Below are 20,458 nucleotides of genomic sequence, written 5' to 3'. Positions count from 1 at the left end.
GGATATTGGTCTCGACGAATTAACGACGAGCATCGAATTGTTTATAAAATTCATCAAGACTCCATTCTTATTGCCCAGCTACGCTATCACTACTGAGCTAAGCACATAACGAGGCTGTAGATTTTCTGATGTAGCACAAAGCATGATTTGGGATATTTCTACCGTTTTAGGCCTTACTCATAGTGAGTCCATAGCCTCAATACTTTGATCGCTTTTTCCTCTTCCAACACTTGGTATACCAAGCGATACTGGATGTTTATTCGGCGAGAATAGGCGCCCGCTAAATCCCCAATTAATTTTTCATAGGGAGGAGGATTTTGATACGGGTTCCTTTCGACAATTTTCAGCAGCTCCTGAGTCTTATCCCTTAGCCCGGACGACGCTAGTTTTCGAGCATCTTTTTGAGCCTGTTTAGTGAAATAAAGAGCCCAGCTCACCAATCAAGGCTCTTACTACACTTGTCGAGTTCAACGTCCATACCTTCTCGGATAGATTCGCGCATACCGGGAATGGATAGCAGATGAAGTGTCTCATTGACGGCATTCCAGTCGTCTTCCGACAGCAAAACAGCGTTGCCCCTCTTGCCAGTAATAATAATAGGTTGGTGACTTTTAGACGTTTCATCTATCAGCGCGTAAAGCTTGGAACGAGCTTCTGTGGCATTAAGTGTAGTCATAGCTTCCTCCATATAGCCGAAGCGTACGCAGTGTCAATCCGACCTATTGCCCCGCGTACGACCACGATGTCAGGGAATGCCTGCTTGTATATGTATTAGAGACATTTCCAATGTCCGCTTATGTGACGCTAGAGCCTTTCATATTACTACTCTAAGCGCGCATTTCCCGAACTGGTAGGCAGACGCTCTATCATGGCGTCCCTTGGTCGATCGATCTCAGACGCCCCTTAATATCTATTCCGCAAGCCGACGAGGTGCGTCCATGCTCTCATGCAGCACCCGAACGATAAGAATGTAGTGTTTTTCTAGTCGATAAAATACCAAATGGTACTCTTGGTGAAGCTGGCGATAACCGGGGAGTACGTGACTATAATCGAGTCCCAGTTCAGGATGAGCGATCAGTTGATTGATGCCACGCTCCAATTGATCCAAGTACTTATCCGCCTGATCAACACCCCACTCGTTGCAAGTGTAGACCCAAATATCGACGAGATCGGATTCCGCCTCGGGCGTTATTTCAAGACCAAGCACTACTCAGCAGCCTTGATACGTTTACGTCCAGCCTTTTTAACAGCAGACATATCTAGCGGACGGGATTTGCCACTGGCCTCACCCTTCTTAAGCGCCTGCCTAAGCTCTAAAAGGCGCTCTTGGGAATGCTGATCCTGCCTGATGAGGTGACGGATGTATTCACTGTCGTTGCCGAAATGCCCACCATCAATCTGACGCTTCACCCAGTTTTCTTGTTGTTCCGTTAGTGTGATAGTTTTCCGATGCATACTCATGGCGGATCCTACGTCAGCTCGAAAGGTATGACAATATCATACTAATACCTAGCCACAAATCAAACTAGCTTTGATTTTATGTCCGCTATTATGACAAAGCCGTCATCCAGGACTTGTCACGGCATCTGATCGCGTGTCTGGGAACAAGTTAGGCGGTATTGGATTCTGAATCACGCTCAGAGTGACGGTATAGGGGGAATGGGCCAATACCAACTCACATATACTTAACATTCTAGAGAGTTCACCCCACCAAACACGGGTCTATATAGGCTCGTAACCGCGACCGTATTTGCGACATAAATTCTCGGGTAGCGCCGTAACTGCGGCCGAGTAATTCTGCTACTGAGCGCAGCTCTAGTTCATCATCAATCACCCACGATAGTGCTTGGGCGCCTTCGGGGTAGTCTCGGGTAAATACCGACATTTGTCCTGCGATACAGGCTTGCAGCCGCGCTTCGTCATAGCTTCCAGATTCGATCTCCCAGTTATCGTCATAGGCTTCTGTATTTTCTTTACTCGCTTGTCGGTAACGATCCGCCAATTTTGAGCGCACTACTGACCACAGCCACCCTCGCCCTTGCCCACTCGGAGTGAAGCCATCGCAGCGCTTAATAAAGGCGAGAAAGATGTCGTGCATCAGGTCTTCTGACTCTGATTCTGGCACACCACGGAGTTGTAAGAAGCGGGTAAATTTTCCAGAAAATTCTGAATAGAGCTGGGTTACGGCGTGTTTGCGCTGGGCACCTCCCGCCTGAAGATCCACAATTAGTGCGTCGACCTCGGCATTATTCATTGTGGTCACCGCGCTGCGCGTCGACTATTTCTAATTCAATATCAATTCGCCGAGCAATTGGCCACGGTTTATTCCGCTCAGACTCTGGCAAGGCTTTCTGCCAGCGCTCCGCATCTGCTTCGCTATTAAGCTGCAATAGCCAATGACCGGCGTTGGCGCCCTGCTTTAACGAGATGCCCTCACCGGCAAGTTCCCTTAGCGCCTGCCACTGCTTGTCAGTTACCACTAGGCGGTGGGCGACAACGCCCCCCTTCTGGCGGGCAGCCTGCTGTTGTTCATTCGCTTGCGGCGCCGCTGCAACGCGATCGCGTTTCGCCATTGCGCTGCTTATTTCAGCCGCTTCGTTTTTAGCAGCGTCCGCCAGATACTGCTCGCCAGACATTGCCTCGGCCCTGGATTCGATCATCTCCTCTTCCGCTATGTCTTTACGCATTTGTTGCGACGCGGCGATCATCTTAAATTGCGCAGAGTCCGAATCGCCTGCACTGCGCAGTGCCTGCCGTGTTGGCCCCTTGAAAACAGACAGATCGAGCATAATCGCTACGCCAAGCAATACCGCCGCGGCATAGCCGTAGCGATGTAAATTTCGGCCACGTTTGACCTTAGCCTGTTGATACTTAGCTTGTTGGTAAAGGCCTTCTTGCTCGATACGTCGATGCAGGCGCTGCAGTGCCAGCTGGTCTAGCTCGCTAGACTGCTGCGATGCACTAAGCCCAGACTTGATTGCGGTCATAACCGCTTGTTCTCGATCTGACTCACACTCGCTCGGATTTTTAAGCTGGGTGAGCCAGTCTTCGATATTTTTCTCTTTCACTCTTGGGCGATCCTAGTAGTGGTAAGCCTTTCGATTAGACCAATAAATTCGCTGCGTTTGTCATCTGGCATAAGCGGCAATACCGCTCTGGCGCGGCGCAAGGCTGCGGCGTAGCTGGCTGAACCCGCATGCTCAGACTGCGACAGTACCAAGCTAAACTCCGCTACCGCTGAGGCCCAGCGAAGATCTGGCGTAGCTGACTCAGTTGCCTTGGCCCGTGTTGTCATAGCATGCGCAAATTCAATGCCGTTGTCGCCATCTGGCTGTTTGTAGCGAATTTTGACAAAGCCTAACTCCATTGCCTGGCTTCCCTTGCTGCGAACTGTTGGGTAGCGGCGCTCAATATCTGGCGCGGCGCCGTTACCGGTGGGAATGATTTCGTAGAGCGCGACCACCGAGTGGCCTGCGCCTATTTCGCCAGAGTCCTTTTTGTCGTCCCTAAAATCTTCGGCGTTCATCACTCTAGATTCATAGCCTAACAGCCGGTACTCCGCTACCGCAGCCGGATTAAACTCCACCTGCACTTTCACGTCTTTAGCCGCAATGTGTAGGGTGCGACTTAGCTCGGCGCCAAACAAGCGCTGGGCTTCGGCGTCGGAATCCAAATAATGCGCAACGCCGTTACCGGCCTCGGCCAAGACCTGCATTTTCGCGTCTTGGTAATTGCCGGTACCCATGCCAATCACCGACAGAAATACGCCGCTGGCGCGCTGCTTCTCGATCATCGCTTTTAGCTCGCCGTCGCTGCTGGCGCCAACATTAAAGTCGCCGTCGGTGGCGAGAATCACTAGGTTAGTCGACTTGCTATCAAATTGTTTGCGGGCAACATCATAGGCCAAGGCGATGCCTGCACCACCGGCGGTAGAGCCACCGGCGCTAAGATTGGCCAAGGCCCGCTGAATACGATGAGATTCGGTGACGGGCGTGGGCGGTAATACCACACCCGCACTCCCCGCGTAAGTCACAATCGCAACCTGATCATCTTGTTTTAAATTCGAGAGCAAGGTTTGAAAGCTGCGGATCAGTAGCGGCAATTTATTGGGGCTATTCATAGAGGCCGAGGTGTCGAGTAAAAATGTGATGCGTGCGCCGCGCTCACTGCTAGCGGTGGTGTCCACCGCCTTCACGCCGATCATGGCAATGCGGTGAGCGGGGTTCCACGGCGCTACCGCGTAATCTGACATCACCGCAATAGGATGCTTGCCTGTTGGCGCCGGGAAGTTGTAATCAAAATAATTTACCAGCTCCTCTAATCTTACGCTGGCGGGCACGGGGATTTGGCCGTTATTGATTTGACGACGCATATTAGCGTAACTCGCCGAATCTACTTCAAGCCCAAAGGTAGATAGCGGCGATAGCGCCACCGACAAAAAGCGGCTCTCGGTTTTGGCGGCATAGCCTTCTCTATCTCGCGGGGCGATGCTCATTGGGGAATCCGTATCCGCGATAAAATGAGATCGCTGCCTGACCAGCATGGCGGACTCCTTTATTTGCTTGGCATGCGCAGCCGCTGCCTGAGCGCCAGCAAAATGCTCCGCGAGCATCTTTTCAGATGCCGGTTTGGGGGCTGGCAGGCTAATAGCAGATGTATAGGCCTCGTCCTTTACCGCATTCCGCTGCGGCTCAGCAAGCTCGTTTATCCCGTGGTGTTCGAATTCATGTGGGGCTTGGGTTTTTGAAGTGCCCTGATTTTCTAAGAGTGAATCTTGTGGCCCTCGTAAAAATATAAAAGCTATCGCAAAGATGAAAAGTAATGACAAGCTGGCGGCGTATTTCATGTGGTTCTCCATGTGTCGCAAGATAGGTTTTGCTAATCGTCATATCTATAAACGCGCCGCCAAGGCAATTGTCAGGGTATTCGCTAAAATATTTTTTGGGGTGGAGTTTAGGCAAAAAAAAAAAAAAAGCCCCTCGGTGAGGGGCAACAGGGTGTTTATATCAAATAGAGGTTAAGCAGCTTGGTTTGCAATTTGCTCGGCGCTGTTTTCCAACACCGGCTGGCGAATCAAGTAGTCGAAGGCGCCCAAGGCGGCGGTTGCGCCACTGCCCACTGCAATTACAATCTGCTTAAAGGGCGTGGTGGTGACGTCGCCAGCGGCAAACACACCGGGCACCGAGGTTTCACCGCGCGCGCCAATTTCAATTTCGCCCCGCGGGCTAAGGTCTACCACCCCTTTTAAAAACTCGGTGTTCGGCACCAAGCCAATCTGCACAAAGATACCCGCCAGGCTAATGGTTTTGGTCTCGCCGCTTTGACGATCGGTATACGCCAAACCAATCACTCGGTCGCCGTCACCCAGCACTTCGGTGGTTTGGGCGCTGGTGATAATATCGACGTTCTTTAGTGAGCGCGCCTTGCGCTGCAAAACCTCGTCGGCGCGCAGCTTGCTATCAAACTCCAAGACGGTAACGTGGCCGGTGATTCCCGCAAGGTCGATGGCGGCCTCAATACCCGAATTACCACCGCCAATAACCGCAACCGATTTACCTTTAAACAGCGGGCCGTCGCAGTGCGGGCAGTAGGCCACGCCCTTACCACGGTATTCTTGTTCGCCGGGCACCTTCATTTCGCGCCAGCGAGCACCGGTCGCCAGCAACACCGAACGGCTACGCAACACCGCGCCACCCTCGACACTGATCTCGATGCTGCCGTCGTCAGCTACCGATAATCCGCTAGCTTGGTGGCCCGCCATAATGTCCACATCGTAAGCGCCGACGTGGGCCTCGAGATTGGCGACCAATTTTGGCCCCTCAGTTTCGTTCACCGAAATAAAGTTTTCGATACTCACGGTATCCAATAATTGACCGCCAAATTTATCGGCCAACACGCCAGTGCGAATTCCTTTACGGGCCGCGTAGATTGCCGCCGAGGCCCCAGCGGGGCCACCACCAACCACTAACATATCAAATATGCCTTTCTCAGCGAGTTTTTTAAGGCTTCTTGCACCGGCGTTTTTGTCCATCTTCTTTAAGATATCGGCCAAGCTAATACGGCCCTGAGAAAACTGTTGGCCGTTCATAAATACGCTTGGCACCGCCAGCACCTTTCGCGCTTCCACTTCGTCTTGGAACATCGCGCCGTCGATCATTTCATTGCGAATCTGGGGGTTGATCGCCGCCATCATATTTAGCGCCTGAACCACCTCTGGGCAGGTCTGGCAGCTCAAAGAAATATAGGTCTCAAAGCGGTATTCGCCGTCAAGATTGCGCACTTGCTCAATCAGCTCTTTATCTATCTTCATGGGGTGGCCGCCGCTGTGCAGCACCGCCAACACCAATGAGGTAAATTCGTGACCAAGCGGCACGCCGGCAAACCGCATCTCGGTGCCACTGGCCACGGAACGCACGCCCATAGCGGGTCGACGCGCTTCGTGATCTTCACCCTGAACCAGCGATACCAGCGGCGATAGCGCAGCTACCTCGTTCATCAGGGTTTCAAGTTCCCGGGATTTATCTTGGCCATCGAGATACGCGACCAGCTCTACCGGTGTTTTGAGATTTTGCAGGTACGCCTCCAACTGGGTTTTCATTTTCGCGTCTAACATGGTGACTCCCGAGAACCTTAGAATTCGGTTTTAATTTACAGATTAGATTGGTAAAAAAAGCCCCGCTAACGGGGCCAACATGGGGTATTAAATTTTGCCAACTAGGTCCAAAGAAGGAGACAGTGTCGCTTCACCTGGCTGCCATGCTGCGGGGCAAACTTCGCCATCGTGCTCGGCAACGTATTGAGCAGCTTGCACCTTACGCACTAGCTCTTTGGCTGAGCGGCCAATGCCAAGATCGTGAAGCTCGGCGACTTTAATTTCGCCCTCGGGGTTAATAACAAACGTGCCCCGCAGTGCCAAACCATCTTCCTCGATCATTACGCCGAAATTGCGCGAGATCTTACCCGTTGGGTCACCAATCATTGGGTATTGGATCTTGCCAATGGTGTCGGAGCTGTCGTGCCACGCTTTGTGGGTAAAGTGGGTGTCGGTAGACACTGAGTACACTTCTACGCCCATTTCTTGCAGCTGCGCGTAGTGGTCGGCCATATCGCCCAGCTCGGTGGGGCAAACAAAGGTAAAGTCAGCGGGGTAAAAGACCAGCACAGACCACTTGCCTAACAGATCAGCATCGCTGACGTCGACAAAATCGCCATTGTGGTAGGCAGTGGCTTTAAAGGGCTGGACCTTGGTATTGATAATCGTTGGGAACATGGGGTGATTCCTTGTGTAGTCATAGTAAAAAAGGCTGCGCGCCTTAAGCTCAGTGACCATACTAGGGAAACAGTAAGATTAGCTCCAATCAATCGTTATTATAGAATAGATAGGTTTTAGCTATATTTTATTTGCAGGTGAGCAGCGTACACGCCACCCACCTTATGAAAAGCTATTACAAATCTTGGAAGGGGATTGCACCAAGGTAGTCCATTTTGCCCAGCTCTACGCCGTGATGGCGAAGAATCGCGTAGGCCGTACTGACGTGAAAATAGAAATTGGGTATCGCAAAACGTTGGGCAAAATCCTTTCCAAGCAAGTACTTGCCCTCAAACCACGGCAATACCACCTTGCGTTCTTCGGCCCCGTCAAAGTCGGCTTCACTAAACCCCGCCAAGTAATCCTGAACCGATTTAATTCGCGCTTGCAGTTCAGCCATGGTGGTTTCAAAATCTTCATGCTTAGGGGCGCTGTCGGCCTTGCCGGTGAGGCGCGCCACGCTCAGCTTGGCGGCGTCGCAGCTAATTTGCACTTGGCGGATTAAATTAAATTGATCCAGCGCCAAACGCGAGGTCAGCAAGGCGTCAACATCAATTTTTTTGCTCTCAGCACATGCGGCGCCTTTATCTAAAATGACGCTTAAATTAGACAACATAGTACTGAACTGCACGACAGTTAGATCGTAAAGCATGGACACACCTCGTTAGTATAATTAGCCAGCAACCTAAATATGGAGACTGGGTTTACAGATTCAATCGGATTCTGCGCCTATTTTTGTTTTAACCTACTCTTGTACCCGCTAAAGGCCTAAATTGCTAGGCTGCGACCACCGTCGACAGCAATAATCTGGCCGGTAATATAGGGGGCATCCGCCGCCAAAAACACCGCTGTTTTGGCGATGTCGCTGGTTTCGCCTTCGCGCTTCAAGGGCACTCGCGCAGTTAATGCCTGCTTTTCTTGCTCCCAGTACCCCGAGGCCTGTTCTGGCCAGAGGATATTGCCCGGAGAAATACCATTCACCCGAATAGCAGGCGCCAGCTCTAGCGCCAATGACTGGGTCATCATTGCCACCCCAGCCTTGGCCATGCAGTAAATACTGTGGCTGGGCAGGGGGTTTTTGGCGTAAATATCGACCAGATTAATAATGCAGCCGGCGCTATCGCGCAGCGCTGGCGCCAAGGCTTGTGACAGAAAAAATGGGCCTTTGAGGTTGCTGCCCATCAGCGCTTCCCAATCCGCCTCGGTCGCCCCACCTATGGGCGTGGGATAAAAGCCCGAGGCGTTATTCACTAGCACGTCCACGCGCCGCCAAACCCCAAGGGCATTTTTAGCGAGCGCCTGCACCTCGGCGAAGGAGGTCATGTCGGCAGCCATTGCGGTCGCCGAGTCTGCGCGCAGATCGTTTAAGGCATCGCGCAGCTGTTCAGCCGCTGCGCTAGAGTGGCGGTAATGAATAATAAGGCGATAACCGCGACCGTGAAGCTGGCGGCAAATTTCAGCGCCAATACGCTGGGCGCCGCCGGTCACGAGGGCAACAGGCTGAACGGTTGCCGCCACTACCACGCGCCTCTCAATCGTATTCCCTTAGCGAAAACTGCAATCACACTACACCGCCATCAACAGGGCCAATCAGGCAGTCTATGCCCTCTTCCTTAATCGTGGCTTCTATTTCAAATAGCGCGTCGGCATCTGATTCAAAGGCGTCTTCCCAGATTGTGGAATTATTAAATTGGTCGAAAACTTCGAGAACCCAGCTGCCATCGCCATCTTGATAAATATCAACGCGCACGGATTTGCCGTCTTTTTCAATGGTTCTGCACAGGGGGGACATTTTAATTTCGCTATTTTCGGACATGCTTACGTTTCTCAATAGGGTGTACGCCATTTTTTACACAACATACCTGAATTCCAAGACATTCTGAAATATTCAGTAAATTTTCCACAAAGCGCTCCATGAAGCAGCCTAGGTAAGCCAGAATTCGGTCGCCATCCTCGACCTTTTCACCCGAAACTCTTATAATATGGCCCCCTTCTTTTCACGCTCCATCACAAATTACGTTTAACGCGTCCGGGAATAGCCTCTTGATCTCTACAGCAAATATCACCATGCAATTTGGTGCCAAGCCATTATTCGAAAACATCTCGGTTAAATTTGGCGGCGGCAATCGCTACGGCCTTATAGGCGCAAATGGCTGCGGCAAGTCCACGTTCATGAAGATTCTCGACGGCAGTCTGAAACCCAGCTCCGGCAATGTGTCTATCGACCCCAATGAGCGCGTCGGTAAACTGCACCAAGATCAGTTTGCCTTTGAGCAATACTCGGTCATTGACACCGTGATCATGGGCCACACCGAGCTATGGGCAATTAAACAAGAGCGCGACCGCATTTACTCTTTGCCCGAGATGTCAGAAGAAGACGGCATGAAGGTCGCCGAGCTAGAAACTCAGTTCATGGAAATGGACGGCTATAGTGCCGAGAGCCGCGCTGGCGAATTCTTACTGGGCGCCGGTATTGAGCTTGGCCTGCACTTTGGCCCCATGAGTGAAGTCGCTCCCGGCTGGAAGTTGCGCGTATTGCTGGCCCAGGCGCTGTTCTCTGATCCAGATATACTGCTGCTGGACGAGCCCACCAACAACCTCGACATCAACACCATTCGCTGGCTGGAAGACGTACTCAACCAACGCAAAAGCACCATGGTGATTATTTCTCACGACCGTCACTTTTTAAACGCGGTGTGCACCCACATGGCCGACATCGACTACGGTGAGCTGCGGGTTTACCCCGGCAACTACGACGACTTTATGACGGCAGCCACCGCCGCGCGTGAGCGCCTGCAATCACAGAACGCCAAGAAGTCTGCGCAAATCGCCGACCTGCAGCAGTTTGTTAGCCGCTTCTCAGCCAACGCCTCTAAGGCCAAGCAGGCCACCTCGCGGGCCAAGCAGATCGACAAAATCCAGCTCGACGAGATCAAAGCGTCTAGCCGCACCTCGCCGTATATTCGCTTTAAGCAAGACAAGAAGCTGCACCGCGCCGCACTAACCCTTGAAAATATCGGCCACGGTTTTGACGAGCCGCTGTTCGCCAAAGGCAGCATGATCTTAGATGCCGGTACTCGCCTCGCGGTTATTGGTGAAAACGGCGCAGGTAAAACCACTTTTCTGCGCTGCTTAATGAAAGAGCTAGAAGCCCAAGAAGGCGTGGTTAAATGGGCCGAAAACGCCAGCCTCGGCTATTGCCCGCAGGACAGCACTGACGACTTCGACAATGACCTCAATCTGTTTGACTGGATGAGCCGGTGGCGCAAGCCCCACCACGACGACCAGATTGTACGCGCCACCCTCGGTCGACTGCTGTTCTCGTCAGACGATTTCAACAAGAAAGCGAGGGTCTGCTCCGGTGGCGAGAAAAACCGCCTGCTGTTTGGCAAACTCATGATGATGGACACCAACGTCTTGATTATGGATGAGCCCACCAACCACCTAGACATGGAAGCCATCGAAGCCCTTAACTTGGCGCTAGAGCACTACGACGGCACCTTGATCTTTGCTAGCCACGACCGTGAGTTTGTATCCTCACTCGCGACTCGCGTGCTTGAAATCAAGGACCAAGGCTTTAACGACTTCCAAGGCACTTACGACGAGTTCCTGGCTCACGAGTTAAGCCAAGCAAGCTGATCGTCCGCTAAAGAGGCACGCCATGTGCCTCTTTAGCCCCCCCTCCCGCCAGAACCAAGCCCAACCAAAACCTACTACCCCACCTTGGCACTTGGTCAAATATTGACACCGTCAACTTAATTCGCTATCTTGACACCGTCTAGATAGCGAGAGCCGAACCATGAGCACTGAAAACCAGCACTACCCACACCTGTTTACGCCCCTGGATTTAGGCTTCACCAGCCTTAAAAATCGCGTTGTCATGGGCTCTATGCACACCGGCCTGGAAGACCGTTTTTGGCAATTTCCGAAAATGGCTGCCTATTTTGCCGAACGCGCCAAAGGCGGTGTTGGCCTCATGATTACCGGCGGTTACAGTCCCAACCGCAGTGGCTGGCTGTATCCCGGCGCCAGCACCTTCAACTCTCGCCTCGATGTTCACAACCACCGCAAGGTCACCAAAGCAGTTCACGCCGAAGGCGGTAAAATTTGTCTGCAGATCCTCCACGCGGGTCGTTACGCCTACCACCCTCTGTCAAAAACTGCATCGACCAGCCAAGCGCCCATCAACCCCTTTAAGGCCCGCGCGCTCACTACCCGTGGCGTGGCCAGCACCGTTAAAGATTTTGCCCACACTGCATGGCTGGCACAAAAGGCAGGTTACGACGGCGTCGAAATCATGGGCAGCGAAGGCTATTTGATAAACCAATTCTTAGCCCCCGCCACCAACAAGCGCAAAGATCGCTACGGCGGCAGCCCTGAAAACCGCCGCCGCTTTGCGGTGGAAATAGTGCAAGCCGCACGCAAAAAAGTCGGCCCCAATTTTATCATTGTCTTCCGCCTGTCCATGATCGACTTAATTCCTGACGGTTGCACCCGTGAAGAAGTATTAGACCTCGCTCGGGAAATTGAAGCTGCGGGCGCCACCCTAATAAATACGGGCATTGGCTGGCATGAAGCACGCGTACCAACCATCGTCACCTCGGTACCCCGCGCCGCATTTAGCGAAGCCACCGCCGCCGTTAAAAAAGTCGTCAACATCCCCGTTATCGCCTCGAACCGCATTAATATGCCAGACATAGCCGAGAACATTTTGGCCAGCGGCCAAGCCGATATGGTGTCGATGGCCAGACCCATGCTCGCCGATTCCGAATGGGTGAACAAGGCCGCCACCAATCGCAGCGACGAGATCAATACCTGTATCGCCTGCAACCAAGCCTGCCTCGATCACACCTTTCAATTGAAGCGCGCTAGCTGCTTGGTAAACCCACGCGCCTGTCATGAAACTGAGCTGATCTTTAAAACGGCTTCCAAAGCCAAGAAAGTAGCCGTAATCGGCGCTGGCCCGGCAGGACTGTCTTTCGCCACCGCGGCGGCAGACTGCGGTCATGACGTGCATTTATTTGATCAGGCCGACAAAATCGGCGGCCAGTTCAATTTAGCCAAGACCATTCCCGGCAAAGAAGAATTTGACGAAACCCTGCGCTACTTCGGCAAGAAAATTGAATTGTCTGGAGTAAAGCTCAAGCTCAACCACCGCGTGGAAAAAGCCGAGCTACTGAGCGGCGGCTACGACGATGTGATCATTGCCACCGGCGTTAGCCCCCGCGCGCTGAACATCCCCGGTATAGATCATCCCAAAGTGGTGTCGTATATCGACGTATTAAAGGGCAATGTCACCGTAGGCCAGCACGTCGCCCTCATCGGCGCCGGTGGCATTGGCTTTGATGTGGCCGAATACCTCGCCCACGATCCCAGCACCGCGCTACCACAAAGTGTGTCTAGCTGGTCAGCTGAATGGGGTATCGACCAGCACACCGCCGAGCGTGGCGGCCTGGTAGCGGGCAAACCCGAGCCATCACTGCGCCAAATCTATTTACTCCAGCGCAAGACCACCGCACTCGGCAAAGACCTTGGCAAAACCTCTGGCTGGGTGCACCGCGCCACGCTTAAGAATAAAGGCGTCGACATGCTTGCGGGCTGCAGCTACGACCGCATTGACGACGACGGCCTACATATTAGCCAAGACGGTGTGCAGCGGGTATTAGACGTCGACCATATTGTTATCTGTGCGGGTCAAGAACCACTGCGTGAATTGTACAACCCAGAAGCAGAGAAAGACGCTGAGGCCACATTGCGCTACCACCTCATTGGCGGTGCCAATATTGCCTCTGAGCTCGACGCCAAGCGTGCGATCCGCGAAGGTGCGGAGTTGGCGGCGAGTCTTTAATAAACTCATAGAGGCGCCACGGAAATGAATTCGCCGTGGCAGCCTCTGAACATTAACGCCCCCTCCCCCCCAAACGCGACAAGCCCCTATTGACCATTAGCACCACAACCCCGAAGCTGAATAGCCAAGCAACCCAAGCGGCTTCATTATGGTATCGGGACACACGACAGGGCAGCCAAGAAATAGCCCTACCGACAAAGAACAGCTGCTAAAGCGTATTATCACCGCGCTCAAGACTGGCAGCCTCGAATTGCCGAGCCTACCCGATATTGCGCTAGACGTGCGCGTCGCCGCTAATCAAGACAACTTAAACATTGAAGACCTCGCTCGCATCGTTCAGCAAGACCCGGGCTTAAGCGCGTATTTGCTCAAGGTCAGCATCAGCAGTCACTACAAACGACGCCACACCACCAATAACCTCAGCAGCGCGCTACGCCGCCTCGGCTTAGATGCGACCCGCGACCTCACCGCGAGCTACGCGCTTAAAACCTTATTTTGCATTAACAATGCGCAAATCAAGCGTCGTCTTCGCGAGATTTGGCAACGCAGCGTCTACACCGCCGCTATTGCCCATGTAATGGCCCGTCATTGCGGCTTTGAACCTGATCGCGCCCTATTAGCCGGACTACTCCAAGATATTGGCGCCCTCCCTATACTCGCCAATTTAAAGGAATACCCCGCACTGCTCGACGACCAGATAGCTATCGACGACCTACTGAATAATTACACCGGCAAGATAAGTGCCCTAGTGCTAAACCACTGGCAATTTGACCACGAACTCGTTGCAGTAGGGCTTGAACGCAGCAATTGGCTGCGAGACAAACAGGGCTCTGCGGATTTAGCAGACCTCGTACTCGTCGCCCGCTACCACAGCTACCTCGGCGAACCCAGTCATAAAGCACTGCCGAACCTGAGCACCCTCCCGGCATTTCAAAAATTGAGCCTAAAGGAAATCGGCCCCCAGCAAGGCTTTGCCTTTTTGCGTGAAGCCCAGCAAGAAATAGACGAACTGCGCAGCGCGCTGCTGTAAAGCTAGTCACGCTTCGCGCTTAAGGCGCACCTGGGACCACGCCTTTAAACCATGTTGCTAATGAGTAATCTTACGTGGCAACTCCTTCGCTTGTACTATCCAGCTCTGCACTTGTGACAGAGAAGGCACCTTGCGAACAAGATGTACCTCTTCATTGCGCTCGGCCATTTTTTGCTGGAGATTTTCGGCGTTGCGCTGAGCTAACTCCGGCACAGTATCAACCCCAGCACTTTCCAATAAATCTGCGTACTGGGTACTCACACCGCTAATTCGCGCCAGATCCGCACGATTTACCCAATTTAAAATCCGCTTTTCGCTAATGCCAGACTTTTCTGCCAGATTTTCACGGGCTGGCTTAGCACCACAGCTCTCTAATAACGCCTCCACTGACGAAATACCTGCGTTAACCAATTTGCTTGAATAGGCCTCACCAATACCTTCAATATCAACTAACTTTGTCATATCTCACCTGCCTGTATGGTCCGCTTCACAATATGAGCATATACCCCAGTCATCGCTAGGTAGCCCGAGATCCAAATAACCAAACCACAAAACTTAATTAGTGTGTTAGTAAATATAGGTGGCATCGCCAGGACAGGCAAGGGTACTAAAAATATAGGAAATTTAAATTTTTAAATGCAGAACAAAGGGTTAATAGAAATTAGCAAAGGGTATATACGTATTTTCCGCAGAAAATATATGTCGTATACCGCAAACATCCCCTAGGCAGTTCAGCCCCATCGTTATCCTATAAATAAGCACGTAAATACCCAACCCTATCTCCCCGCTAAGCCACTTCCCCAAACTCAATCGCTCAACATTTTGCGCACGCCAAAATCGGAATTACATCACGCTCGCGCGAGATCAATTTCTACGCACAGGTCTTTGCTAGGCTGCACATTTCACTATTCGGCTTCTAATTCGGGCCGCGCCGTTGACTCCCGCGAGTAGACAAACTGCTAAACAACACTCGTGTACTCAACAACATCAGATCCTTGTCCTTGCTATTGGAAAAAATTGAGCAATTTGCTGGTCAATACAATATCCGCACAGGCGAACGCGCTCGATTTCATGTCCAAATAGGTATTATTCAACTAAACGAAGATTGGCTAATAGATCAAATCACCGTTGACCAAAACAGCTTTAGATCATTGTAGAAATGGCTATCCTCTGTTCTGGACAAACCTTCCATGCGTACAAAGCGGATTTACTCAGCTTCATCACTCCGCCAATGTCGGATGAGTTGCTGGAGCCAGATCGTGAGCGCTTGATCGTGGCTGCTTTGTTGCCAAAGGCCTCCAGATAGGCGAACGGGAACTCCTCGGGATCAAAGGCCTGTTCGGCCAAGGCTGAGATGGCTTCTTCAATTTCTACCGCGTTCACGGCTGCTTAACTCCAATTTCTTTTTGCATCATTTCTCCGTCATTGCTGCGATAAACGATTTAGCAAATACTGATAATTGCTCTTCGGGCGAAGAATACCCATAGCCTGGCATCTGTCGGGAAAGCTGTTCCAGCAGCTCTGGGCGATTTAGTAGCCTATCAATCAAGAGTCGAGCTGTTTCTTGGCTAGCGATCTTTGCGCAGTCAAATGCGATTTTCCTAGCGCTTGCTAAATTTTCATCCCATTCGAGTGCTTCCATATGCCCGTCTTCATACAGCGCCTCAGATATTTCAGGAATTTTGCTGTATGAAGAGATGATGTAGTTGATGTCTTCCGCGTCCTTTGGCTTCTTGTCGCGGTCCCTTTCTAGCCAGGCAACGAGCTTGAGCAGTACGATGCCAGCCGGTGAGGCTACAGATATGACAGTATCAGGTGATTCGCTGATCTGCACGGCGATCGCATATAGATGAACTTCCTCAAAACCGGCAACTGAATGACGAAATTTGCATTTGGTGGCCAGGTTATTTCTTTCTTTCTTTGCGCTTGCTATTTCACCAAATGGGATAATGTCAATTTCCCACGGTGAACCATCGCTATCATTTCGCTCAAACCTGTGCTGAATTCCTGGGTTTTCTCTGAAGCCAATCTGAAGTAGCTCTTGCCTGAGGGTTTGAAAGTCTTCCCATGTGGCGACATTGATTCCGAAGTCAACATCGCGTGTACCGCGCTCCATCTTCGCCCCGAATCCATGAACCAATACAACGTCCCTCGCCATCGCTCCGACAACCAACACTTGGATGCCAAACTTATCCGCAATAGTGAGTATCTCTTGGTATAGCTCCACGAGTCCTTTAGGTAGTTTCCCGGAAATATTAATCGATGTATTGTTCACGTAGTTTCTGCGCCGTTTCTATGTTGCGGGTATTCCCGGTAACCAGTAAATCTGCGTACACAAGAATTGGGTGCGCTAAACCGGGCGGAAGTTCAGTGTGCTGCCCAATTGGTTCTAGTACCTCAATGGTTAAATGTGGTCTCTCGAGTTCATGCGCGCGGCGCAACCTTGCATCCTTCAAAAAAACAGGCATTTTTTCTTTTGGAATGTAAATGGTCACATCTTTGGGTGTCAGGTAATTCGTGTACTTTGCGGCGGCAACTTCCCCCCCCCATACGGCGTTATAGTCGCATGGATCTATTTTCTGCCACCAATCTCCCTCATCCGTGGTAAATTTACCTAACAGTAACTTTTTCCTAAGCTTTTGAGGGTAGTTTTCAACCCACTTATCGAGCAGTTCGTCATAGTTTGTCAGCTGACGCTCTTTCTGCCTCTCGATGAGGAAGCCCTGCTCAACTAAATCTCGAATTACCCAGCCGACCGCGCCTAATGCCACATTTGCTCGATCTGCAATTTCCCTGTAGGGCGCGTTGACAAGAGTCTTGTCTACAAGAAATTCGTATACCACTTTCATACCAGTAGGTTGAAAAGCCCGCCCTCTTGGCTTCTCCAGCGCGGTATTTTCCTCCAGCCTTTTCCCTGTGATGCAGATATAAATAGGGTATTTATTAAGGTATGCGTTCCCTGCTGTATCTAAAAACTGAATGTCAGCTGCTTTTAGCTTTTCAGCCATCCTGGGGTTGATGTAATCCGCAATAAGAACACCACCTCCAAACCTAGCGATCTCTTTCATTTTGTTGATTAGAGTTCCAACTGGCGTATGGGTCGTCCATTTTTTGATTTCTGCGGTGAGCTTTTCACCGATCCTATCAATGTATATAAAACCGTCAACGCCATTAGCGTCATAGCCCTCAAAACGTACTTGCAGCCCAGTCTCCTTCCGAAGCTCAGCTGTCGCCACTTCTGCAATGTGTTGTTCGTCATATGCGGTATGCATCGGGTTGCACTCTAATGGGTATTTTTGTTCACTAAAGTAGCACGTTCAATAATAATGAACAACGAAAGAGAGTGAACAGATAGGTCGTTCATAAATCAATAGCGTTCATTATTATTGAACGCTCCGATAAAGTGAACAAATAGAGAGCGAAAACTAACGGAGCTTTTCAGCCAAATCTTCAGCTTTGAGGTGCGTATACCTCTTGAGCATCGCTAAATCTTTATGTCCAGTAATCGCTGATACTTCCATGTATGGGTCGCGGAAGCACCGGACAATGACAACGGAGAACCAAACCCCCATGTTCACGTATTAATCAATTGGCGCGTGAAGTACGCCCTATTTCCGGCGTGGGCAAAACGCATTGAAAACCTATGGGGCCGTGGCATGGCTCATATATAGAAAAAATAAAGGATAGTGGGGCCGCAGCATCGTATATGATGAAAGCCGCAGGCTATTTATGTAAAGCTCAAGGCAAAACGGATCAAGGCACCATAAGGGGCAACCGCTACGGCATCAGTCGAGCAGCCAGAGCGCCCGAATGGGCGACATTAAGTGAAAAACAGCTACACATCATGGGCCGTCTCATTGCCGACGTTCACGACAACCTAACGGTAAAATATGGCGAACTCTACAACCGGCGTCGGGCCCTAAAGCAGGAACTAGACAAAACACAGAACGGCACCAAAGCCCGGCATATTATTGGTCGTCAATTGCAAACCATCCGAGAGAAAATAAGTCCCTACCGATTGTCGCCAGTAAGTACCAGATATTGTTGAAGGGAAAACACGCGTTCTATGAGTTTATGAACTGGGCGATTTGCAGCCATAATTGGAGCGCTAGCGCGTGTCCATGGCTACCAGAAAAAGGCCCGGGTGAAGGCTACAAAGAAGGAGAGCGACCAGATTCACAGTGGTTTGCTGAATTTAAGCAGCGCCACTATTGGCGCCGCGCATTGCGGCATATGCCAGAAGGATGGTCTGACGTAGAATTTCAACAAGCTCAAAGCGACTATGAGTATTACTCGGATATATCGACTTAAAACCTTTATTGTTCCTGCTTACCTTAACTTAGACTTAGACTTAGACTTAGACTTAGACTTAGACTTAGACAATTAAAAAAACAAAAATAACACTATTCTACAAATATCGGTAAGATCTTAAGCTTTTAAAGCTAGCTACAAACCAGCTGCCTTTAAAAATTTAATCACCGTACTGATACAAATAAATGCGTTTGCCCCATAACCGTCTTTCGTTTGACCACGGCTAGCGACACCCACTACTTTCATTGCATCATCAAGAACTGGCCCCCCGCTATTTCCCTCGTATATTTCTTTGTCAATTAATCCATAATCGACAGCACTAGCGGTGTATAGGTTCGACACTCGGCTCCAGAAAACATTTACGTCGCGGAGCCCACGAACTCTTGATCCGCTTGGATATCCGCAAACCAGTACTTCGTCAAATTTTGAAATACCAAAAGGCTGAAAGGCACTCGGCTCACCCAACTCAAACCCCGGGTATTTTTCACTGCAGTTAACTTTTAGAACGACTAAATCCTGAGTCCTACACATATCTAGTATTGACGCTGACAATGTAGGCCCATCAGGCCTAGAAACTTTAATTTCCCAAAGAAAATCATTTTCGGGAAAAACATGAGCATTAGTGACCAGCAAGCCTCCGGGTATCATGAAGGCTGAACCCTCCCAAATCTCATTAACTTCGATTGCCCATGTCGATGCAGAAAATTTTTTCCGCCGTCTAATTTCCTCGACAGGAGACCGGCTACTTCGATTACGAATACGAAGTGGTACCGTTTTCCCAGAATGTAAATCATTAAACCTATGTGCAAGCCTTAAATAAACTGCCGAGTCTGCGCCTTTCACTTGCCTAATAAAAATAAGCCTACCTTGGATATGTGAAACTAGGCTCCCTTCAAAATCTTGATCAGTAAATTTATTTTGAGCCAATGAACTACCCAACACTTCAATTGAATAAATCATTGCAGATGTTTTTCTGATATAGCGCCTATCAACATTAACTTTCTTGTTTACCACTAACCCAGTAACTACCTGCTTTTGACTAGCCCCCTGCAACCGCACTTTCTTTGAATTTACCGAAAACCCATTTTCATTAATGATTAAAAATAATGGATCGGAAATAATAAGTTGCTCGCCAAACTCTACAGGCAATTTCGATGGTCGCTCAAACAAAGTACCAATGGCTCTTTCAGGGCTACCATTAAAAGAAAATGTAATATCGTCTGCATATCGCGTGTAATAAAACCCGTTATCTAATGCAAATTCAGTAAGCTGAGCATCCAGCTTCGCGCAAATCATATTAGCTAAAAGGGGCGATGACGGCGCTCCTTGCGGAAGCCTCCCATTGAAACAGCACAAATGTGCAATCACGCTAGCGGTAGAAGGCATTAACCCATAAGGATTCCCTATGAGCATCCCTCGCACACGAGGAAATGTTATTGTATTAAAAAAATCCTCGAGATCTATATTAAAAACATAATTTCGGCGCACATGTAATCCGGCATTGCTAACTATACTTCTCCCCCTTACGAACCCATGCACCTGATTTCTCGGATGATAAAGCGGCTCTAGCAAATTGAGTATTTTGTACTGTAATGTTTTTAGTTGCTCTTTAGGCGCATCGATAGACCGCGCTCCACCATTTTTCTTCGGAATCGCGAAAGAAGTATAATAATTTGATACGGGCGCTCTATAGTAAAAACGCTGAATTTGACCATATGATGTGCCAAGCTTTATAGCCAAAGCTTGCGGGCTTAATTTACTAACGTCCATATTATCCCGAATATAAAGCTTTAACTTCCATGCTCTAGTTTAAAATAGAACGGCTCTTCATCATTAACGGGGGACACCGGCATTCATTAAACTGAATTTGCGAAGAAACAGTTTGATGGAGAATACCGATGTCCCACGCAGGAAGAATTATAGGCATACCTGGCCTTGAGATTGAACGGGTAGTTCGCAG

General features: G+C 50.3%; 23 protein-coding genes. 6 read left to right on the top strand and 17 right to left on the bottom strand.

What is annotated here, in order from left to right:
* A partial coding sequence (locus tag ABYP33_RS11525) for a type II toxin-antitoxin system YoeB family toxin (protein WP_373091072.1) occupies nt 1–96 on the top strand: 96 nt, incomplete at its 5' end.
* 77 nt (nt 97–173) lie between these two features.
* Here the strand turns inward: ABYP33_RS11525 and ABYP33_RS11520 are convergent.
* The 12 genes from ABYP33_RS11520 to ABYP33_RS11465 form a co-directional block, all read right to left on the bottom strand.
* Nucleotides 174–437 carry a Txe/YoeB family addiction module toxin gene (locus ABYP33_RS11520; protein WP_373091070.1) on the bottom strand — a complete coding sequence of 88 codons (264 nt, stop codon included), beginning with the start codon at nt 435–437 and terminating at the stop codon, nt 174–176.
* On the bottom strand, nt 434–676 hold the full coding sequence (locus tag ABYP33_RS11515) for a type II toxin-antitoxin system Phd/YefM family antitoxin (RefSeq protein WP_008252540.1): 243 nt from the start codon (nt 674–676) through the stop codon (nt 434–436). The genes ABYP33_RS11520 and ABYP33_RS11515 overlap by 4 nt, the downstream gene beginning before the upstream one ends.
* Before the next feature lie 234 nt (nt 677–910).
* Nucleotides 911–1,207 (bottom strand): type II toxin-antitoxin system RelE/ParE family toxin, encoded by a 297-nt coding sequence (locus ABYP33_RS11510; RefSeq protein ID WP_373091069.1) that lies wholly within the window; start codon nt 1,205–1,207, stop codon nt 911–913.
* On the bottom strand, nt 1,207–1,461 hold the full coding sequence (locus tag ABYP33_RS11505) for a type II toxin-antitoxin system ParD family antitoxin (protein ID WP_373091068.1): 255 nt from the start codon (nt 1,459–1,461) through the stop codon (nt 1,207–1,209). Before ABYP33_RS11505 ends, ABYP33_RS11510 begins: the two co-directional genes overlap by 1 nt.
* Before the next feature lie 241 nt (nt 1,462–1,702).
* Complete coding sequence (locus ABYP33_RS11500) at nt 1,703–2,254, bottom strand: RNA polymerase sigma factor (RefSeq protein ID WP_373091067.1); 552 nt, start codon at nt 2,252–2,254, stop codon at nt 1,703–1,705.
* Entirely contained in the window at nt 2,247–3,068 is an 822-nt protein-coding gene (locus ABYP33_RS11495; RefSeq protein WP_373091066.1) for a hypothetical protein, read from the bottom strand. Before ABYP33_RS11495 ends, ABYP33_RS11500 begins: the two co-directional genes overlap by 8 nt.
* Nucleotides 3,065–4,846, bottom strand: coding sequence for a von Willebrand factor type A domain-containing protein (locus tag ABYP33_RS11490; RefSeq protein WP_373091065.1), 1,782 nt, complete (start codon nt 4,844–4,846; stop codon nt 3,065–3,067). Before ABYP33_RS11490 ends, ABYP33_RS11495 begins: the two co-directional genes overlap by 4 nt.
* Before the next feature lie 171 nt (nt 4,847–5,017).
* Nucleotides 5,018–6,613, bottom strand: a complete 1,596-nt coding sequence (ahpF, locus tag ABYP33_RS11485) for an alkyl hydroperoxide reductase subunit F (protein WP_373091064.1) — start codon at nt 6,611–6,613, stop codon at nt 5,018–5,020.
* Between the two features lie 87 nt (nt 6,614–6,700).
* Nucleotides 6,701–7,270 carry an alkyl hydroperoxide reductase subunit C gene (ahpC, locus tag ABYP33_RS11480; RefSeq protein ID WP_008252550.1) on the bottom strand — a complete coding sequence of 190 codons (570 nt, stop codon included), beginning with the start codon at nt 7,268–7,270 and terminating at the stop codon, nt 6,701–6,703.
* 175 nt (nt 7,271–7,445) lie between these two features.
* Nucleotides 7,446–7,961, bottom strand: coding sequence for a DUF1993 family protein (locus ABYP33_RS11475; protein WP_373091063.1), 516 nt, complete (start codon nt 7,959–7,961; stop codon nt 7,446–7,448).
* A gap of 116 nt (nt 7,962–8,077) precedes the next feature.
* Complete coding sequence (locus ABYP33_RS11470; RefSeq protein ID WP_373091062.1) at nt 8,078–8,827, bottom strand: pteridine reductase; 750 nt, start codon at nt 8,825–8,827, stop codon at nt 8,078–8,080.
* Between the two features lie 43 nt (nt 8,828–8,870).
* On the bottom strand, nt 8,871–9,125 hold the full coding sequence (locus tag ABYP33_RS11465; protein ID WP_373091060.1) for a hypothetical protein: 255 nt from the start codon (nt 9,123–9,125) through the stop codon (nt 8,871–8,873).
* Nucleotides 9,126–9,352: 227 nt separating this feature from the next.
* On the opposite strand from ABYP33_RS11465, the gene ABYP33_RS11460 reads away from it, so the two are divergent.
* The 3 genes from ABYP33_RS11460 (at nt 9,353) to ABYP33_RS11450 (ending at nt 14,187) form a co-directional block, all read left to right on the top strand.
* A complete protein-coding gene (locus ABYP33_RS11460) occupies nt 9,353–10,948 on the top strand; it encodes an ABC-F family ATPase (RefSeq protein WP_373091059.1) in 1,596 nt (531 codons plus the stop codon).
* Nucleotides 10,949–11,108: 160 nt separating this feature from the next.
* On the top strand, nt 11,109–13,157 hold the full coding sequence (locus ABYP33_RS11455; RefSeq protein ID WP_373091058.1) for an FAD-dependent oxidoreductase: 2,049 nt from the start codon (nt 11,109–11,111) through the stop codon (nt 13,155–13,157).
* 148 nt (nt 13,158–13,305) lie between these two features.
* Nucleotides 13,306–14,187 carry an HDOD domain-containing protein gene (locus ABYP33_RS11450; protein ID WP_373091056.1) on the top strand — a complete coding sequence of 294 codons (882 nt, stop codon included), beginning with the start codon at nt 13,306–13,308 and terminating at the stop codon, nt 14,185–14,187.
* A gap of 57 nt (nt 14,188–14,244) precedes the next feature.
* On the opposite strand, the gene ABYP33_RS11445 is transcribed toward ABYP33_RS11450, so the two are convergent.
* The 4 genes from ABYP33_RS11445 to ABYP33_RS11430 form a co-directional block, all read right to left on the bottom strand.
* Complete coding sequence (locus tag ABYP33_RS11445) at nt 14,245–14,649, bottom strand: DUF4332 domain-containing protein (protein WP_373091055.1); 405 nt, start codon at nt 14,647–14,649, stop codon at nt 14,245–14,247.
* A 681-nt stretch (nt 14,650–15,330) separates the two neighbouring features.
* Nucleotides 15,331–15,570, bottom strand: a complete 240-nt coding sequence (locus tag ABYP33_RS11440) for a type IIL restriction-modification enzyme MmeI (RefSeq protein ID WP_373091054.1) — start codon at nt 15,568–15,570, stop codon at nt 15,331–15,333.
* A gap of 28 nt (nt 15,571–15,598) precedes the next feature.
* Nucleotides 15,599–16,462 (bottom strand): nucleotidyl transferase AbiEii/AbiGii toxin family protein, encoded by an 864-nt coding sequence (locus ABYP33_RS11435; protein ID WP_373091053.1) that lies wholly within the window; start codon nt 16,460–16,462, stop codon nt 15,599–15,601.
* Nucleotides 16,443–17,459 carry a type IV toxin-antitoxin system AbiEi family antitoxin gene (locus ABYP33_RS11430; RefSeq protein ID WP_373091052.1) on the bottom strand — a complete coding sequence of 339 codons (1,017 nt, stop codon included), beginning with the start codon at nt 17,457–17,459 and terminating at the stop codon, nt 16,443–16,445. The genes ABYP33_RS11435 and ABYP33_RS11430 overlap by 20 nt, the downstream gene beginning before the upstream one ends.
* A 434-nt stretch (nt 17,460–17,893) precedes the next feature.
* Here ABYP33_RS11430 and ABYP33_RS11425 point away from each other — a divergent pair, with 434 nt between their 5' ends.
* Complete coding sequence (locus ABYP33_RS11425; protein WP_373091051.1) at nt 17,894–18,235, top strand: hypothetical protein; 342 nt, start codon at nt 17,894–17,896, stop codon at nt 18,233–18,235.
* Nucleotides 18,232–18,498: a hypothetical protein gene (locus ABYP33_RS11420; protein WP_373091050.1), complete on the top strand. Its 267-nt coding sequence runs from the start codon at nt 18,232–18,234 to the stop codon at nt 18,496–18,498. Before ABYP33_RS11425 ends, ABYP33_RS11420 begins: the two co-directional genes overlap by 4 nt.
* Nucleotides 18,499–18,633: 135 nt before the next feature.
* Here the strand turns inward: ABYP33_RS11420 and ABYP33_RS11415 are convergent, their stop codons facing one another.
* Nucleotides 18,634–20,268 (bottom strand): reverse transcriptase domain-containing protein, encoded by a 1,635-nt coding sequence (locus ABYP33_RS11415; protein ID WP_373091049.1) that lies wholly within the window; start codon nt 20,266–20,268, stop codon nt 18,634–18,636.
* Nucleotides 20,269–20,458 lie beyond the last annotated feature (190 nt).

Source organism: Zhongshania sp. (genome assembly GCF_041584495.1).
Classification (GTDB): Bacteria; Pseudomonadota; Gammaproteobacteria; order Pseudomonadales; family Spongiibacteraceae; genus Spongiibacter.
Note: the sequence above shows the minus strand (reverse complement) of the source record. Positions and strands in the feature narration are given on the sequence as shown.

Bases quoted from the DNA above. Each gene is read 5' to 3' on its own strand.
- ABYP33_RS11515 (WP_008252540.1), bottom strand. From the start codon at position 676: ATGACTACACTTAATGCCACAGAAGCTCGTTCCAAGCTTTACGCGCTG.
- ABYP33_RS11505 (WP_373091068.1), bottom strand. From the start codon at position 1,461: ATGAGTATGCATCGGAAAACTATCACACTAACGGAACAACAAGAAAAC.
- ABYP33_RS11500 (WP_373091067.1), bottom strand. From the start codon at position 2,254: ATGAATAATGCCGAGGTCGACGCACTAATTGTGGATCTTCAGGCGGGA.
- ABYP33_RS11490 (WP_373091065.1), bottom strand. From the start codon at position 4,846: ATGAAATACGCCGCCAGCTTGTCATTACTTTTCATCTTTGCGATAGCT.
- ahpF (WP_373091064.1), bottom strand. From the start codon at position 6,613: ATGTTAGACGCGAAAATGAAAACCCAGTTGGAGGCGTACCTGCAAAAT.
- ahpC (WP_008252550.1), bottom strand. From the start codon at position 7,270: ATGTTCCCAACGATTATCAATACCAAGGTCCAGCCCTTTAAAGCCACT.
- ABYP33_RS11475 (WP_373091063.1), bottom strand. From the start codon at position 7,961: ATGCTTTACGATCTAACTGTCGTGCAGTTCAGTACTATGTTGTCTAAT.
- ABYP33_RS11465 (WP_373091060.1), bottom strand. From the start codon at position 9,125: ATGTCCGAAAATAGCGAAATTAAAATGTCCCCCCTGTGCAGAACCATT.
- ABYP33_RS11455 (WP_373091058.1), top strand. From the start codon at position 11,109: ATGAGCACTGAAAACCAGCACTACCCACACCTGTTTACGCCCCTGGAT.
- ABYP33_RS11450 (WP_373091056.1), top strand. From the start codon at position 13,306: ATGGTATCGGGACACACGACAGGGCAGCCAAGAAATAGCCCTACCGAC.
- ABYP33_RS11445 (WP_373091055.1), bottom strand. From the start codon at position 14,649: ATGACAAAGTTAGTTGATATTGAAGGTATTGGTGAGGCCTATTCAAGC.
- ABYP33_RS11430 (WP_373091052.1), bottom strand. From the start codon at position 17,459: ATGCATACCGCATATGACGAACAACACATTGCAGAAGTGGCGACAGCT.
- ABYP33_RS11425 (WP_373091051.1), top strand. From the start codon at position 17,894: ATGATGAAAGCCGCAGGCTATTTATGTAAAGCTCAAGGCAAAACGGAT.
- ABYP33_RS11415 (WP_373091049.1), bottom strand. From the start codon at position 20,268: ATGGACGTTAGTAAATTAAGCCCGCAAGCTTTGGCTATAAAGCTTGGC.